This window comes from Streptomyces sp. NPDC101152, from assembly GCF_044768275.1.
GTDB lineage: Bacteria > Actinomycetota > Actinomycetes > Streptomycetales > Streptomycetaceae > Streptomyces.
On record NZ_JBIWPO010000001.1, the window covers coordinates 387,010 to 399,714 of the forward strand.

General features: G+C 71.3%; 12 protein-coding genes. 5 read left to right on the forward strand and 7 right to left on the reverse strand.

Annotated features, from left to right (window positions below; translation table 11 throughout):
* Positions 1-60: 60 nt before the first annotated feature.
* The 3 genes from ACIRVK_RS01840 to ACIRVK_RS01850 form a co-directional block, all read right to left on the reverse strand.
* Entirely contained in the window at positions 61-1,299 is a 1,239-nt protein-coding gene (locus ACIRVK_RS01840; RefSeq protein WP_404242886.1) for an ATP-binding protein, read from the reverse strand.
* The gene (locus ACIRVK_RS01845) at positions 1,296-2,015 is read right to left on the reverse strand and encodes a hypothetical protein (RefSeq protein WP_404242888.1); all 720 of its coding nucleotides are present in this window, start codon (positions 2,013-2,015) and stop codon (positions 1,296-1,298) included. Before ACIRVK_RS01845 ends, ACIRVK_RS01840 begins: the two co-directional genes overlap by 4 nt.
* 109 nt (positions 2,016-2,124) lie before the next feature.
* Positions 2,125-2,631 (reverse strand): dual specificity protein phosphatase family protein, encoded by a 507-nt coding sequence (locus tag ACIRVK_RS01850; RefSeq protein ID WP_404242890.1) that lies wholly within the window; start codon positions 2,629-2,631, stop codon positions 2,125-2,127.
* Between the two features lie 107 nt (positions 2,632-2,738).
* Between ACIRVK_RS01850 and ACIRVK_RS01855 the strand changes: the two genes are divergently transcribed.
* A complete protein-coding gene (locus tag ACIRVK_RS01855) occupies positions 2,739-3,542 on the forward strand; it encodes a nuclease-related domain-containing protein (RefSeq protein WP_404242892.1) in 804 nt (267 codons plus the stop codon).
* Between the two features lie 81 nt (positions 3,543-3,623).
* Here ACIRVK_RS01855 and ligD read toward each other — a convergent pair whose 3' ends face one another.
* Positions 3,624-4,505: a non-homologous end-joining DNA ligase gene (gene ligD, locus ACIRVK_RS01860; protein ID WP_404242894.1), complete on the reverse strand. Its 882-nt coding sequence runs from the start codon at positions 4,503-4,505 to the stop codon at positions 3,624-3,626.
* Between the two features lie 72 nt (positions 4,506-4,577).
* Between ligD and ACIRVK_RS01865 the strand changes: the two genes are divergently transcribed.
* Positions 4,578-5,663, forward strand: a complete 1,086-nt coding sequence (locus ACIRVK_RS01865; protein WP_404242896.1) for a Ku protein — start codon at positions 4,578-4,580, stop codon at positions 5,661-5,663.
* 65 nt (positions 5,664-5,728) lie between these two features.
* On the opposite strand, the gene ACIRVK_RS01870 is transcribed toward ACIRVK_RS01865, so the two are convergent.
* Together ACIRVK_RS01870 and ACIRVK_RS01875 are read right to left on the reverse strand one after the other, a co-directional pair.
* The gene (locus ACIRVK_RS01870) at positions 5,729-5,884 is read right to left on the reverse strand and encodes a DUF6131 family protein (RefSeq protein ID WP_404242898.1); all 156 of its coding nucleotides are present in this window, start codon (positions 5,882-5,884) and stop codon (positions 5,729-5,731) included.
* An 86-nt stretch (positions 5,885-5,970) separates the two neighbouring features.
* Positions 5,971-7,590 carry a serine/threonine-protein kinase gene (locus ACIRVK_RS01875; protein WP_404242900.1) on the reverse strand — a complete coding sequence of 540 codons (1,620 nt, stop codon included), beginning with the start codon at positions 7,588-7,590 and terminating at the stop codon, positions 5,971-5,973.
* A gap of 263 nt (positions 7,591-7,853) precedes the next feature.
* On the opposite strand from ACIRVK_RS01875, the gene ACIRVK_RS01880 reads away from it, so the two are divergent.
* The 3 genes from ACIRVK_RS01880 (at position 7,854) to ACIRVK_RS01890 (ending at position 12,006) form a co-directional block, all read left to right on the forward strand.
* Positions 7,854-9,401 (forward strand): hypothetical protein, encoded by a 1,548-nt coding sequence (locus ACIRVK_RS01880; RefSeq protein ID WP_404242902.1) that lies wholly within the window; start codon positions 7,854-7,856, stop codon positions 9,399-9,401.
* Between the two features lie 339 nt (positions 9,402-9,740).
* On the forward strand, positions 9,741-9,995 hold the full coding sequence (locus ACIRVK_RS01885; RefSeq protein WP_404242904.1) for a hypothetical protein: 255 nt from the start codon (positions 9,741-9,743) through the stop codon (positions 9,993-9,995).
* 271 nt (positions 9,996-10,266) lie between these two features.
* A complete protein-coding gene (locus ACIRVK_RS01890) occupies positions 10,267-12,006 on the forward strand; it encodes a hypothetical protein (RefSeq protein ID WP_404242906.1) in 1,740 nt (579 codons plus the stop codon).
* 43 nt (positions 12,007-12,049) lie between these two features.
* Here the strand turns inward: ACIRVK_RS01890 and ACIRVK_RS01895 are convergent, their stop codons facing one another.
* Entirely contained in the window at positions 12,050-12,679 is a 630-nt protein-coding gene (locus tag ACIRVK_RS01895) for a TetR/AcrR family transcriptional regulator (RefSeq protein WP_404242908.1), read from the reverse strand.
* Between the last annotated feature and the right edge of the window lie 26 nt (positions 12,680-12,705).

The following is a 12,705-nucleotide window of genomic DNA, read 5'->3' on the forward strand; positions in this document are numbered from 1 at the left end:
AAGTCGGGCACCCGCTCGTCGCACTGGTCCACAAGAGCACCGACGCAGGCGCTGCCGCCCCTAAGCCAGCGTCAGAACCGCCACCGCGCCGCCGTCCACCGCGTTCACGAACTCCAACCGGGCGCCCAGGACCTCCGCCTGCCCCACCGCGATGGTCAGCCCCAGCCCGTGCCCCTTGGCCCCGCCCTCGGTGCGGAACCGCTGCGGGCCGTGCTCGAGGAGATAGTCCGGATAGCCGTCCCCGTGGTCCCGCACGGTCACCACCGGCCCGTCCACGGTCACCGACACCGGCCCGCGCCCGTGCTTGTGCGCGTTGGCGACGAGGTTGCCGAGCACCCGCTCAAGGCGCCGGCGGTCCGTCTCCACGAGCGCGTCCCGCAGCACGACGACCTTCGTGTCGGTCCCCGACATCCGCACCACTCGAGTGGCCAGCGCCCCCAGCTCCTCGGTGTCCAGCTCGAGCTGTTCCCGTCCGGTGTCCAGCCGGGAGATCTCCAGCAGGTCCTCGGTGAGCGTCCGCAGCGCGGCCACCCGGTCGCGCACCAGCTCCGTCGGCCGCCCCGGCGGCAGCAGCTCGGCCGCCGCGTGCAAACCGGTCAGCGGCGTGCGCAGCTCGTGCGCCACGTCGGCGGTGAACCGCTGCTCGCTCAGCAGCTTGCCCTGCAGCGAGGCCGCCATGGAGTCCAGCGCGGCGGCGACCGCGGCCACCTCGTCCGGCGGCCGGGTCGGATCCTGCGTGAGGGGGTCGCCCACCCGTGCGTCCAGGTCGCCCGCGCTGATCCGCCGGGCCACCTGGGCGGTGGTGTGCAGCCGCCGTGTCACCCGGGTCACCGCGAACGCGCCCACCAACAGCGTCACCCCGATCGCCAGCCCCGATGACCACAGGATCGACTGGTCGAGCGCCTCGATGGTGCGGGCCTGCTGCGCGTAGTCGACCTCGACGGCCAGCGCCCGGCCCCGGTCGGCGGGCCCCGCCGCCCACATCGTGGGCTCCCCGCGGTGCTCGGAGACCATCGTGCCGCGGTCCCCGGCCGCCGCCAGCGCCCGCAGCGAGTGCGGCAGCCCCGGCGGGTCCACGCCGGCCCCCGGCAGCAGCGTGTCGCCGGCCTGGTACGCCCGCGTCGCGTCCGCCAGCCGGGTCAGCGCCAGCTTGCGGGCCTGGCCGACGGTCTGGTTGGTCACCGAGACGTGCACCAGCACACCGAGCATGGCGGCGAGCCCGCAGCACATCACCGTGATGAAGACGGCGGCCTTCACGGCGAGCGTGCCGGCCCAGTGGGGGAGCGCGAGCCTCCTCATGGGGTCGCCGCGGAGGTGGGGAAACGGTGGTGGCGCTCCCGCTTGCCGATGTGCAGCATCTCGTCGTGGGTGAGCAGCATCACCTTCTGCTCCGGGTCCCAGGTCCACTGGAAGCGGTACTCGTAGTCCGCGAGGTCGGAGGGCGCGTGGATGATCACGGACCGCCCGGCCAGCTCCACCCCGCTCACGGCGTCGTCGTTGGCCATGATCTGCAGGACCTTGCCCCCCGAGGCCGTGTACACCCGTACGGCGGTCTGGCTGCCCGGCAGCAGCCGGAAGCCGATCGTCAGTTCCGGGCGCCCGTCGCCGGTGAGGTCGCGGTAGTACGCCTTGAGCAGGGGGCACCGCGGGTCCGCGGGCTGCTTGCCGCAGTACGCCATCCGGCGGGCCGTCTCCCGGTACGGCGCCTTCGAGCCCACGTAGTCGGCCGGGTGCCGGGCCATCTCCGCCTTCACGAGGGCCACCGGGTCCACCTGGCTGATGTCGTCGCCGGGCGCCGAGACGCCCTTGACGGCTTCCGACTCGCCGTTGTCGTAGTCCCACGCGGGGCTCGCGGCGGGGGCCAGCCCCGGCCACAGCTTGGCGGGGCTGGTCGCCGTCGGCGTCGCCCCCGCGGCCTTCAGCTCGCCCGCGTCGCCGCAGGCCGCGGCGGTCGCCGTCAGCAGTGCGACGACGAGCGCGGCGACGGCGGCGCGCAGCGGACGGGTGCGGGGCACGGTACTCCCAGGGGACGGATATGTGGTGCCCATACACCCTACGAGGCCAAAGAAACGATTACCTCGCTGAACGACCCGCGGGAAGAAACGCTTACCTTCCCCTTCCGCGTTACTCGGCGAGTTCTTCCAACAGCCGGGCCGTCGGCAGCCCCGCCCGCAGGTAGTCGACGAACAGGTCGTTGTGCAGCGCCCACGGCGAGCGACGGGACCGGATCAGCCGTATCGCCTGCTCCGCCGTGTGCCCCCGCCGCACGAGGGCGTGCGCCACGACCAGCCCCGAGCGGTTGTACCCGTGGTAACAGCGGACGAGGACCTTGCGGCCCCCCTCCAGTGCCTCGCTCGCGGACTGCGCGAGCCGGATGACCCCCGCCAGCTGGGTGCCGTCAAGCGGTCCGTCGGGTATGGGCCAGACATGGTGCTCCACACCCGGGTCGGGCCCGTGGCCCGGCAGCCTCAGCAAGGTCTGCACGAGATCGAACTGATCTCTTACGACAGCGAACTCCAGTTGCCCGGAATGCCCTCTGAACTCGTGCCCGCCCATCCACAGGCCGGGCACGATCTCGCTCCACGGGGCATCCGGAGCCGGTACGTCGGGTTGTTTCCTGCGGGTACGCAACAACGCCTCCCCATCCCCCTCCAGTGGGGCCCAACCGCTCTCAAAGGTAGCCGGGTTCTTGCCGATCGAGCACCCCGCCTGTTCCCATGGTCGAGGGGTGATGGTGCATGAACGGACTGCGCGTCATACCGACCGTGAGCCACGGCCAGGAACGGCTGTACGTGTGCCGGACGGACGGCCGGAACATCGCCTGGTACGACCGTGAGGCGGCCAGGATCAACCTGCTCAGCGACGACGAGCGGGAGGGAGTGCTCGAGGCCCTCGGCCCCTTCCTCACCGGCCCCGTCGCCGTCGGGCCGCCCCCCGTCCCGACCCCGGCCGAGCTGGCCCGGCTCGCCCTCCACCCGGACGACGACCTCGCGCCCAACCGGCCCGGGGAGGCACTGATCGTCTCCCTGGACCGCGACCCCGGACCGCCGCACCGGCTGCGCCCGGACCCGCGCCGCCGCGCCTTGACCGCGGAAGCGGCCGTAGGGGAGGCCCTGGACCGCCTGGACGGCGCCGGCTGGCACACCCTGCACTCCATCCCGCTGCCCGGCGGCGACCGCGTCCACCACCTCGCGATCGGCCCCGGCGGCCTGTTCGCCGTCCACACCGTGTACGCCCGCAAACAGCGGGTGACGGTCGCCGACCCCATGGTCACCCTGGGCCGCCGCGACCCCGAGCCCCTCCTGCGCCGCGTCCGCGCCACCGCCGACCGCGCCTCATACGCCCTCACCGCCGAGGTCCGCCCGCTCCTCGCCCTCCACGCCCCCACCGACGTGAACATCACCGCCCCCCTCCGCGCGGTCCGCGTCCTCCGGGACACGGAGGTCGAGTCCCTGTCCCGCACAGGTGGCGTCCTCAAGCCGGCCGACGTGGAGGCCCTGCACGCGATGGCCCGGGACCGGGGGACGTGGGGGCGGGTGTGAGGTGGTCCGTGGCCTTGGGGGTGCGGGGGACCGGCCGCCGGGTCTGTTGTGTGCGGGCGGCGGCGTGAGGGAGCCGTGGCCTCAGGGGAGTGAGCCGGCGGTGTCCGGATCGAGGAGTGGGGCCAGCAGGTCGCCGTAGTCCTGTACGCGGGGGCCGATGTCCGGCGCCTGGAAGGCGAGACGACCGGGTGCCCCGCACTCCTCGACCTCGCTCCAGGTGACCGGCGCGGAGACGGTGGGCTCGGGGCGGGCCCGCAGGGTGTACGGCGTGGCGGTGGTCTTCCGGGCGGCGTTCTGACTCCAGTCGACGAAGACCTTCCCGGGCCGCAGGCTCCGCGTCATCCGGTGCAGAACCAGCCGCGGCATGGCCCGCTCGGCCTCCACGGCGAGCTGCTTCGCGTAGTCACTGACCTGCTCGGACGGCGTCGGCCGGACGGCCGCGAGCAGATGCAGGCCCTTCGAGCCGGACGTCTTCGCGTACGCCTCGATCCCGTCCGCCGCGAGCCGCTCCCGCAGCCACACCGCGACCTCGCAGCAGTCGACGACGGTGGCGGGCGCACCGGGATCGAGATCGAACACGATCCGGTCGGCCATGCCGGGGTCCCGCACCACCCACTGCGGTGTGTGGAACTCGGTGACGAGATTGGCGGCCCACATCAGCGACGCCAGATCCTGTACGAGCACCATCCGCGCCGGCCCCTCCATCCGCGGCACCTCGGCGGTCGTGACCCAGTCGGGCGTACCCGGTGGGACGTTCTTGGCGAAGAACACCTGCCCGCCGGGCCCGTCCGGGTACCGCAGGAACGACACGGGCCGATCCCGCAGGTGAGGCAGCAGGACCTCGGCGTTGCCGGCGTAGTAGTGCAGCACCTCCCCCTTGGTGAACCCCGTCTCCGGATACAGCACCTTCTCCAGATTGCTGAGGGCGAGCCGTCTCCCCTCCACCTCCGTGATGGGCGTCATACGATGAGAATCCCACGCGAACAGGTGGAACTCGGGAGTAATCGGCGGAAAGCTACCGAAAGGGTGCAGCAGGTGAGATCCATATGGAACGGCGCCATCTCGTTCGGCCTGGTCAGCATCCCGATCAAGCTGGTCAACGCCACCGAGAGCCACTCGATCTCGTTCCGCCAGATCCACACCGAGGACGGCGGCCGCGTCCGCTACCGCAAGGTCTGCGAACTGGAGGACAAGGAGATCTCCTCGGCCGAGATCGGCAAGGGCTACGAGGACGCGGACGGCTCGATCATCCCCATCACCGACGAGGACCTGGCCCACCTCCCCCTCCCCACGGCCAAGACGATCGAGATCGTGGCCTTCGTCCCGGCGGACCGCATCGATCCGCTCCAGATGGACGCGGCGTACTACCTGGCGGCCGGTGGCGCCCCGGCGGCCAAGCCGTACACCCTGCTCAGGGAGGCCCTCAAGCGCAGCAACAAGGTGGCGATCGCCAAGTTCGCGCTCCGCGGCAAGGAACGCCTGGGCATGCTGCGGGTGGTCGAGGACGCGATCGCGATGCACGGCCTGCTCTGGCCGGACGAGGTGCGCGCTCCCGAGGGCGTCGCCCCCGACACCAAGGTCACGGTCAACGACAAGGAACTCGACCTGGCCGACGCGCTGATGGACACCCTCGGCGAGATCGACCTCGGCGACCTCCACGACGAGTACCGCGAGGCCCTCGAGGAGGTCGTCGCCGCGAAGGCGGCCGGCGAGGCCCCGCCGGAGTCCCCGGAGCCGGCCCGCGGCGGAAAGGTCCTCGACCTGATGGCGGCCCTGGAGAAGAGTGTCCAGGCGGCGAAGGAGTCGCGGGGTGAGGAAACGGCGGCCTCCGAGGAGGAACACGCCGAGGTCACCCACCTCCCGGCTCGTAAGTCCGCGCGGACCGCACCGAAACAGGCCACCGGCAGGAAGTCGACGTCGACGGCGAAGAAGACCGCCGCCGAGAAGACGACGGCGTCCGCGAGAAAGTCGACGGCGAGGTCGACGCAGAAGTCGACGCAGGGGACGAAGAAGGCAGCGGCGAAAAAGACCACCGCCAAGGCCGCCGCGAACTCCGCCGCAAAGAAGACGACGGCGAAGACGGCGGCGAAAAAGACGGCATCCCGCAAACGCACCGCCTGATCCGCACGCCGCTTCGTCCGCTGCGCCTCTTCGTCCCCTGCGTCCCGCAGGCCGCTGCTACGACGTCACCAGTAGTGCCGGCGCCCGGCGACGGCGTGCCCCATGGAACCCAGCAGCCACAAGGCGGCACCGATCACCAGAAGGATGACCCCGAGGGTCCACAGGATCGAGATGCCGGTCACAAAGCCGACTATCAGAAGGATCACACCGAGAGCGATCATCGTAGGCCTCCTTTGGCCTCCTAGAGGGGGTCTCCACTCCTGACTGTCCGGTTACCCCCAAAAGCGCGATCCCTGCCTGCCATATTTCACGGGCCTTTCAACTCGCTCGCGGTGAACCGCTCGAACCCCGCGTGGAAGGCCGTACCCCGCGGGTCGGTCGCGCTGTAGTGGAAGGCGGCGAGACCGCAGCCCCGGTCGTCGAAGGCGGCTCCGGTGTACGAGGCGACCCGCTTGCCGTCGACGGCGAGCTCGACCTTGATCAGGCCGTCGCCGGCCGGGGAACAGGTCATCGCCATGTCGACCTGCTGCCCGTTCCTCACCCGCAGGCCCACGTCCCCGAGACCCGCCTCGACGACCCGGTCGTGCTGGAAGGCACCCTTGTACCGGAACTCCCGCACGATCAACGCTTCCTGACCGGTGGTCACGTACGTCGCCCAGCGGGACCCCGTCCGGTAGTCCCCGGTGCCGTCGCACCACAGCCCGATCCCGCCCTCACCCCCGTACCACTCCGCCTGGGTGCTCAGCCGCACCGCGAACGAGGACGGCTCGAAGGGCGCCTGCGGCCACACCTCCAGCTCGGTGCGGGGATCCACCAGCATGGTCCCGCCCTGGTGCGTGATCCTCGCGAGGGCCGGGTCCTTGTGCGTCCAGTCGCCGGAGTCGGTCAAGTCGTCGGTGTAGGAGGTGAGTCGGGAGCCGCCTGCGGAACTCTTGATCCGCTGGGAGCCCGGGCCCCCGGAGGTGGTCCCCAGCACCACCGCGAGCAGCACCGCCACCGCGGCACTACCGGCGGCGAACCCCCACAGCCGTAACTGCTGGGCGCTGCGCCGGGAGCGGCTGCCGGCCCTGTCGTCCCCCTCCGGCGGATGCGGCTCGGGCGTGCCGGGGCCCGAGTCCGTCCGCACGCCTTCCGCCGCCTCTGCGAACCGGGTGACGAGCTGGGCGGCGGTGGGGCGTTCGGCCGGGTCCTTGCGCAGACAGTCGGCGATGACGGAACGGACCGGCTGCGGCACCGGCGTGAGATCCGCGTCGCCCTCGCACACGGCGAGGAGCACCTCGTAGTCGCTCTCCCCGCCGAAGGGATGCCGTCCCGTGGCTGCGAAGTAGAGCGTGCCGCCCAGCGAGAACACGTCGGAGGCGCTGGTGACCCGGTTGGACTTGACCTGCTCGGGCGACATGTACGCGGGTGAGCCGAGCACGCTGCCCGGCGTGGTGAGCGCCGACTCCAGCAGCCGGTCGTCGCGGGCGATCCCGAAGTCGATGATCCGCGGTCCGTCCGGGGAGAGCAGGATGTTGGACGGCTTGATGTCCCGGTGCACGACACCCGCCCGGTGCACCTGCGCCAACGCGTGCGCGACCGCGAGCGCCACCGACTGGAGCCGCCCCGGGGACAGCGGACCGCCCGCGGCCACGTGCTGGTGGATCGTGGGCCCCGGGACGAACTCGCTGACGATGTACGGATGCCTCCCCGACAGGTCGGCGTCGAGAACCCGCGCCGTGGCCAGTTCACCGACCCGGCTGGCCGCCCCGAACTCCCGGCGAACGCGGGCGAGCGCGACCTCGTCGTACTCCTTGCCCGGCAGCAGGAACTTCACCACGACCTGCCGCCCGTTCCGGTCCCGGGCGAGCCACACCACCCCCTGCCCGCCCCGGCCGAGCTCCCGCTCGCAGACGTACCCGCCCACCGACAGCATCCGTGGATCCATGCCCCCGCCCCCCAGCCCCGCCCCCGGTTCACGGCCACCTGCCAGCGTATCGGCTGCCCACCGCGCGGCACCCCTCTTCTCCACGGTCCCGCGACGGCCTCCGCAAAGCCCTTTGCCACACCTTGATCAGACGCACCTCCCGACCCAACCTGCCATGTCCGTGACACAGCTACGATGAGCCGACTTCGGGGCTCAAGGGGAAGTTGGGGAACGTGAAGGTGGGGGAGTCGATGATGCGACGAAGGTCGCTCACTTTCGTCGGCGTGGCAGCACTGGTGGTGTCCGCCGTCTCGGCGGCCTCCGCCCCGTCCGTGCAGGCGGCGTCGGCCTCGCTGACCGTCACCACGCTGGGGCGGCACGGCGCGCGGGTCTCGACGCCGGTCACGGTCGTCGCCCTGCCGTCCGGTCGGACCTACGGCGTCCAGTCCGGCAAGCGGCTGAGCCTGCCGTCCGGGCGCTACATCGCGATGACCGACATCTACGAGAGCGCCGCGGGCGGTCTGGGCACCGACACCATCGGGGCCCAGGTCGTCCAGGTGTCGGGCAACACGACGGTGACGCTCGACGCACGCAGGGGCAAGGCGGTCAAGGCGTCCCTGGACACACCCGCCGACGTGACCGCCCCTCCGCGGATCAGCGCGCAGGTGTGCGCCGCCACCGTCAGCACCATGCCCTCCGCCTTCAGCGCGGGCGGCTGGAACGACCAGGGCGCGATCTACGCCATCCCCAACTCCTCACGCCTGCTGCAGTTCGGGTACCTGGCGCAGTGGTCGGGCGACGACGGCTACGTCGCCGTGAAGAACTCCACGGGCATCCCGGCCGCGCCCGGCGGGACCTTCCGGCGGTCGCAGCTGGCGACGGTCCACTTCGCGGTGCGCGGCGGCACGCAGCTGGGCAGTCAGGTCTACACCGCAGTCCAGGCGGAACCGAAGACCTCCGACTGCACGACCGACCTGATGGCCGGGGTGCGCGACGACACCGCGCCCTACAGCGCCACCGTCCACGTGACCCCGGGCACCTGGCAGCCCCGCGACGACATCGCCACGAGCAACGGCGACGGCGTCGGCGGCGGTTTCCCGGCGACCCGCACCCTGACGGCGGGCCAGAGCTTCACCCAGTCCCTGGGCCGGGCGGTGTGGACCCCGATGCACTTCCTGCCGATGGTCGCGAACCGTTCCGTCACCTTCATCCCGGCCGCCCTCATCGGCGACCCCGATGTCGGCATCAGCGGGGCTGACCCGACGAAGGAAACGGTGGCCCTCACCAAGGGCACCGCCACCCTCAAGAAGCAGACGCTGACCAACTGGCGCAGCGGCGACGCCCAGTTCACCGCCGGCCTCCGCTCGGCCGGCTGGTACCACCTCACCGTCGACGCCCACCGCTACCGCCCGGGCATCACCTTCCCCGCCGGTCTGCTGTCCTCGCGCGTCACCCTCGACTGGTACTTCAAGGCAGACCCGGCCAGGTCGATGGTCGCCCCCGTCTTCCTGACCCGTTTCCTCCCCACCGGCCTGAACAGCCTCAACCAGGCCGCGCCGAACAGCACAACGACCGTCGACGTCACCGCGGGCCGCGGCTCCCAGAACCCCGACGTCAAGTTCACCGACGTGACCGCCAAGACCGTCCGCGTCTGGTCCTCCACCGACGACGGCCGAACCTGGCACCCGGCCCCGGTCACCCGCACCGGTACCACCTGGCAAGCGTCCATTCACAATCCGGCGTCGGGCGCGGTCGCCCTGCGGTCGGAGGTGACGGACGGGGCGGGGGACCGGTCGGTGGAGACGGTGTACCGGGCGTATGGGGTGGGCTGAGGGCTGCGCTTCTACGGCGTGAGCTTCCGAGGCCTGGGCCGCCGCGCCGGGTCGGGTCCGGAGATTCCGCGGGATGCGTGCGTGCGCGCCGAGTCGGGACAGGGCCTTGCCTGTCGAGCACCAGTGTGCCGCCGGGGACGGCGGGGGACGTGGTCACGCGGCGTTCGCCCCGCCTCGGCCCTGTTGTTCCCGAGCTTGCTGGATTTGGTCGCGCAGCGCCTGAATTTCCTCGCTGCGGGCCTTGGCGGCGCGAGTAGTGGTCGACGGCAGTGAAGGAAAGGTCGAGTCGATGGACAATTCCGCGGTTGTGTCCCGGTCCCGAAGGGGCTCGCGGAAAGGGTGATTCTGCGCAGCAACGGAACCTTCTCCGCACAGAACTCCTGCGGCTTCGGCCCGGAGGCCGCCCCGGGATCTGCAAACGGCACCTGGGCCATGGCGAAGTCGGGTGACTGGGGTCACGGGATGGGAGTGCAATTCGTATTCCACAAAGAATATCTCGGGCTCGGCGTCAGCAAGGAAGATGGATCGTTCGTGCTGTGGACGCACATCGGAGACCCGGACGAAGGTAATTACTGCAAGGTGAGAAAGCAGTAGACAGCGGGAAGCCCAGCAAGACCGGGGCCGGGCCGGACGAGGGTCGATCAGCTTCGGCGACCGCGCGGGCCCCGGTGTTTGGTACCCCTTCCAGCCTTGGAATAGATTCCATCAAGCCGGGCAGTCGGCCCACGGCCGGAGGAGGACCATGAGGGCACGGCGGCGTCTGTCGGAAAGACGCGGCAACTGGGATGACGTACCGCCTGGGCCGGGCACCCGGAGGGTGTTGAGGGTCGGGTCGCACTGCGCTGGGGGGTGCTGCGCCGCCGGGATGCTCGCCCTCCTGGTCTGGGGAGTCACCCAACGGCGGTGGGCCTGGCTGGGGTGGTCGGCCGGCGGGCTGGTGGTCGGCGGCCTTCTGCTGCTCGTGGTCGTCAACTGGTGCATGGACCACGCCGAACGGCTCGAACGACTCCTGGCTTATCAAAAGGTGCTGGAGAACCCTGGCCTCGCGGTGACCGTGGCGCCCGCCACCAGTGTGTTCCGACTGCTCTCGCCTCTCCACAGTCCCGTCCCCTTCCACGACCGGGACGAGGAGCTGGCGGAGCTGCGCCGCTGGTGCACGACGGCCGCCACGCATCCGGTGATGCTGCTCGCCGGCGCGAGCGGCGTCGGCAAGTCACGAATCGCACTGGAACTCGCGCGGTCCCTCGGCGAGGAATGGACAGCGGGCCGGATGATCGTCCCGGGGGCCGACTGGCTCGGTGCTCTCGCCGACCGTGGAAGACCGGCGCTGGTGATCGTGGACGAGGCCGATGTCCGCGCTCATCTCAGCTTTGACCACTCATGGGTCAATACCTTCGTGGTTCCGCTGCTCACGCGCCTCGGCGAACACCTGGGGGAAGACGGGCCCGCGTCGTCGGAGCGGCCCAGGGTGCGCCTGCTGCTGATCGCACGTCACCAGGACGCGGTCCGCAGGACGGTGGCCCGCGAGCTGGAGCGCGAAGCCAGGGGCCGCTACCGGTATCTCGTGGAGCAGGCCCCGGCGCTCGTCCTGGAGCCACCCACCCTGGACCGCGCCACCTTGGACGAGCGTTACCGTGAGGCTGTCGTCGCCATGACCGCCGCGCTGGCGGACGCGGCGGCCCCGACGGCCCGCGACGGTCTCGACGGCCCCGCACCCGCCCGCTCCGGTCAGACCCCCCTGGATCTCCACGCCCAGGCCCTGGTCACCGCGCTGCGCGGCGGCCCCGGCCCGGCCGAGCCCCGGCCCTTCGACGACATCGCGGACGTACTGTGCGAACACGAGCGACGACACTGGCGCGAGGCCGCAGCGGAATTCGCCGCCGCCGACCGGAGGCAGGGGGCTCCCTGGGCGTCCCAGCTGTCCGCCCACCCCGGCCTGCCGGAGCACATCATGCTGGGCATGCTCCTGTTCGGGCACTGGGAGTGGACCGAGACCAGCCACCTCCTGGCAGGACTTCCGGAGTTCGCCGGGCTGTCCGAGGAAGAGGCCGACGACCGGGCCCACGACTGGGCGTGGTGGGCCGAGGGACTGCACGACGGCCGGTCCACCAAGGGCGCGGCCGAGTCCTGGATCGGGCCGGAGGTCTTCACCGACTGGTTTCTCACCACCCGGCTGCAGGCCGAGCCGGACCTCCTCACCGGCCTCCTCGCCAAGGGCCCTCATGGGAGACGGTTCGAACACCTCGCCGTCCGCCTCTGCCGGGCGTGCGAACACCTCCCGGAGGCAGGGGAAGTCCTCCAGCGGTTCGTCCTGGACCAGATGTACTCGTACGACGGGCACGCCGTGGTGGCCGCAAGCCTGCTCCGCCGACCGGAGCGGGCCGATCCCTGGATAGCCGCCGGCTTGGAGGGCATGGACCCATCGCACCCGTGGTTCAGCAGAGACACCTTGTTCGCCGTGCGCCAGAACACCTCCCCCGAGCTGCTTCCGCTCACCTTCCGGCTCCTGGACGCCAAGTGCGCGCAGGTCGAACGACAGGAGCGGGAACTGGAGGAGCAACAACGCAGGGAAGCTCGCCGACGCCGAAGGCAGCCTCGTGGCTGAGCGGGACTCCCCAGGGGCGCAAGACACCAGGTGCGGACGCCTGTCAGTGCACGGTCGGTCTGGCGTCGAGGCCGCGGGTGATCACGGTGACGATGGTGTCGAGTACGGCGCCCATGTCCTGCGGATCGACACGGAGGCGGTCGGCGCGCCAGCTCAGGGCGAGGATGCCGTTCATGGCGGCCCACAGGGCGTAGGCGGTGGCTCGGGGATCCAGGTCGGGGTCGAAGGACCCGTCGGCGATGCCGTCGCGCAGTGCGGCGGTGAGTTTGGCGTTCTGTTCGTCGACGAGGTCGGCGATGCCCTTCGGTGACCCGGCGTCGGCGGGGGGTTCGGCGAGCAGCCGGAAGTGGTGCGGGCGTTCCAGGGCGAAGCGCGCGTAGGCGTCGGCGGCCAGCAGGATGCGTTCGCGCGGGGTGCCGGGGGTGGCGTAGGCGGCGTCCATGTACTCCCGGTTCTCCCGGAAGGCACGCTCGGCCACCGCGACCAGGACCGCGGACCTCCCGCCCACCCGGTTGTAGACCGTCTGCACGGCCACGTCGGCACGTTCGGCGACAGCCTCCAGGGTCAGGGCCGTGGGCCCGCCCGCGACGAGGATCGCCTCCGCCGCCTCGATGATCGACTGCCGCGTCGCGGCGGCCCGGCGTGCGGTTCGGGAGGTCTCATTGGCGGCCACAGGGCGACCCTACAGAACCCTGAAAT

Excerpts from the sequence above, each read along its gene's own strand:
- ligD (WP_404242894.1), bottom strand. The coding sequence starts at position 4,505 with ATGACGCCCATCACGGAGGTGGAGGGGAGACGGCTCGCCCTCAGCAAT.
- ACIRVK_RS01890 (WP_404242906.1), top strand. The coding sequence starts at position 10,267 with ATGCTCGCCCTCCTGGTCTGGGGAGTCACCCAACGGCGGTGGGCCTGG.
- ACIRVK_RS01875 (WP_404242900.1), bottom strand. The coding sequence starts at position 7,590 with ATGGATCCACGGATGCTGTCGGTGGGCGGGTACGTCTGCGAGCGGGAG.
- ACIRVK_RS01855 (WP_404242892.1), top strand. The coding sequence starts at position 2,739 with ATGAACGGACTGCGCGTCATACCGACCGTGAGCCACGGCCAGGAACGG.
- ACIRVK_RS01870 (WP_404242898.1), bottom strand. The coding sequence starts at position 5,884 with ATGATCGCTCTCGGTGTGATCCTTCTGATAGTCGGCTTTGTGACCGGC.
- ACIRVK_RS01840 (WP_404242886.1), bottom strand. The coding sequence starts at position 1,299 with ATGAGGAGGCTCGCGCTCCCCCACTGGGCCGGCACGCTCGCCGTGAAG.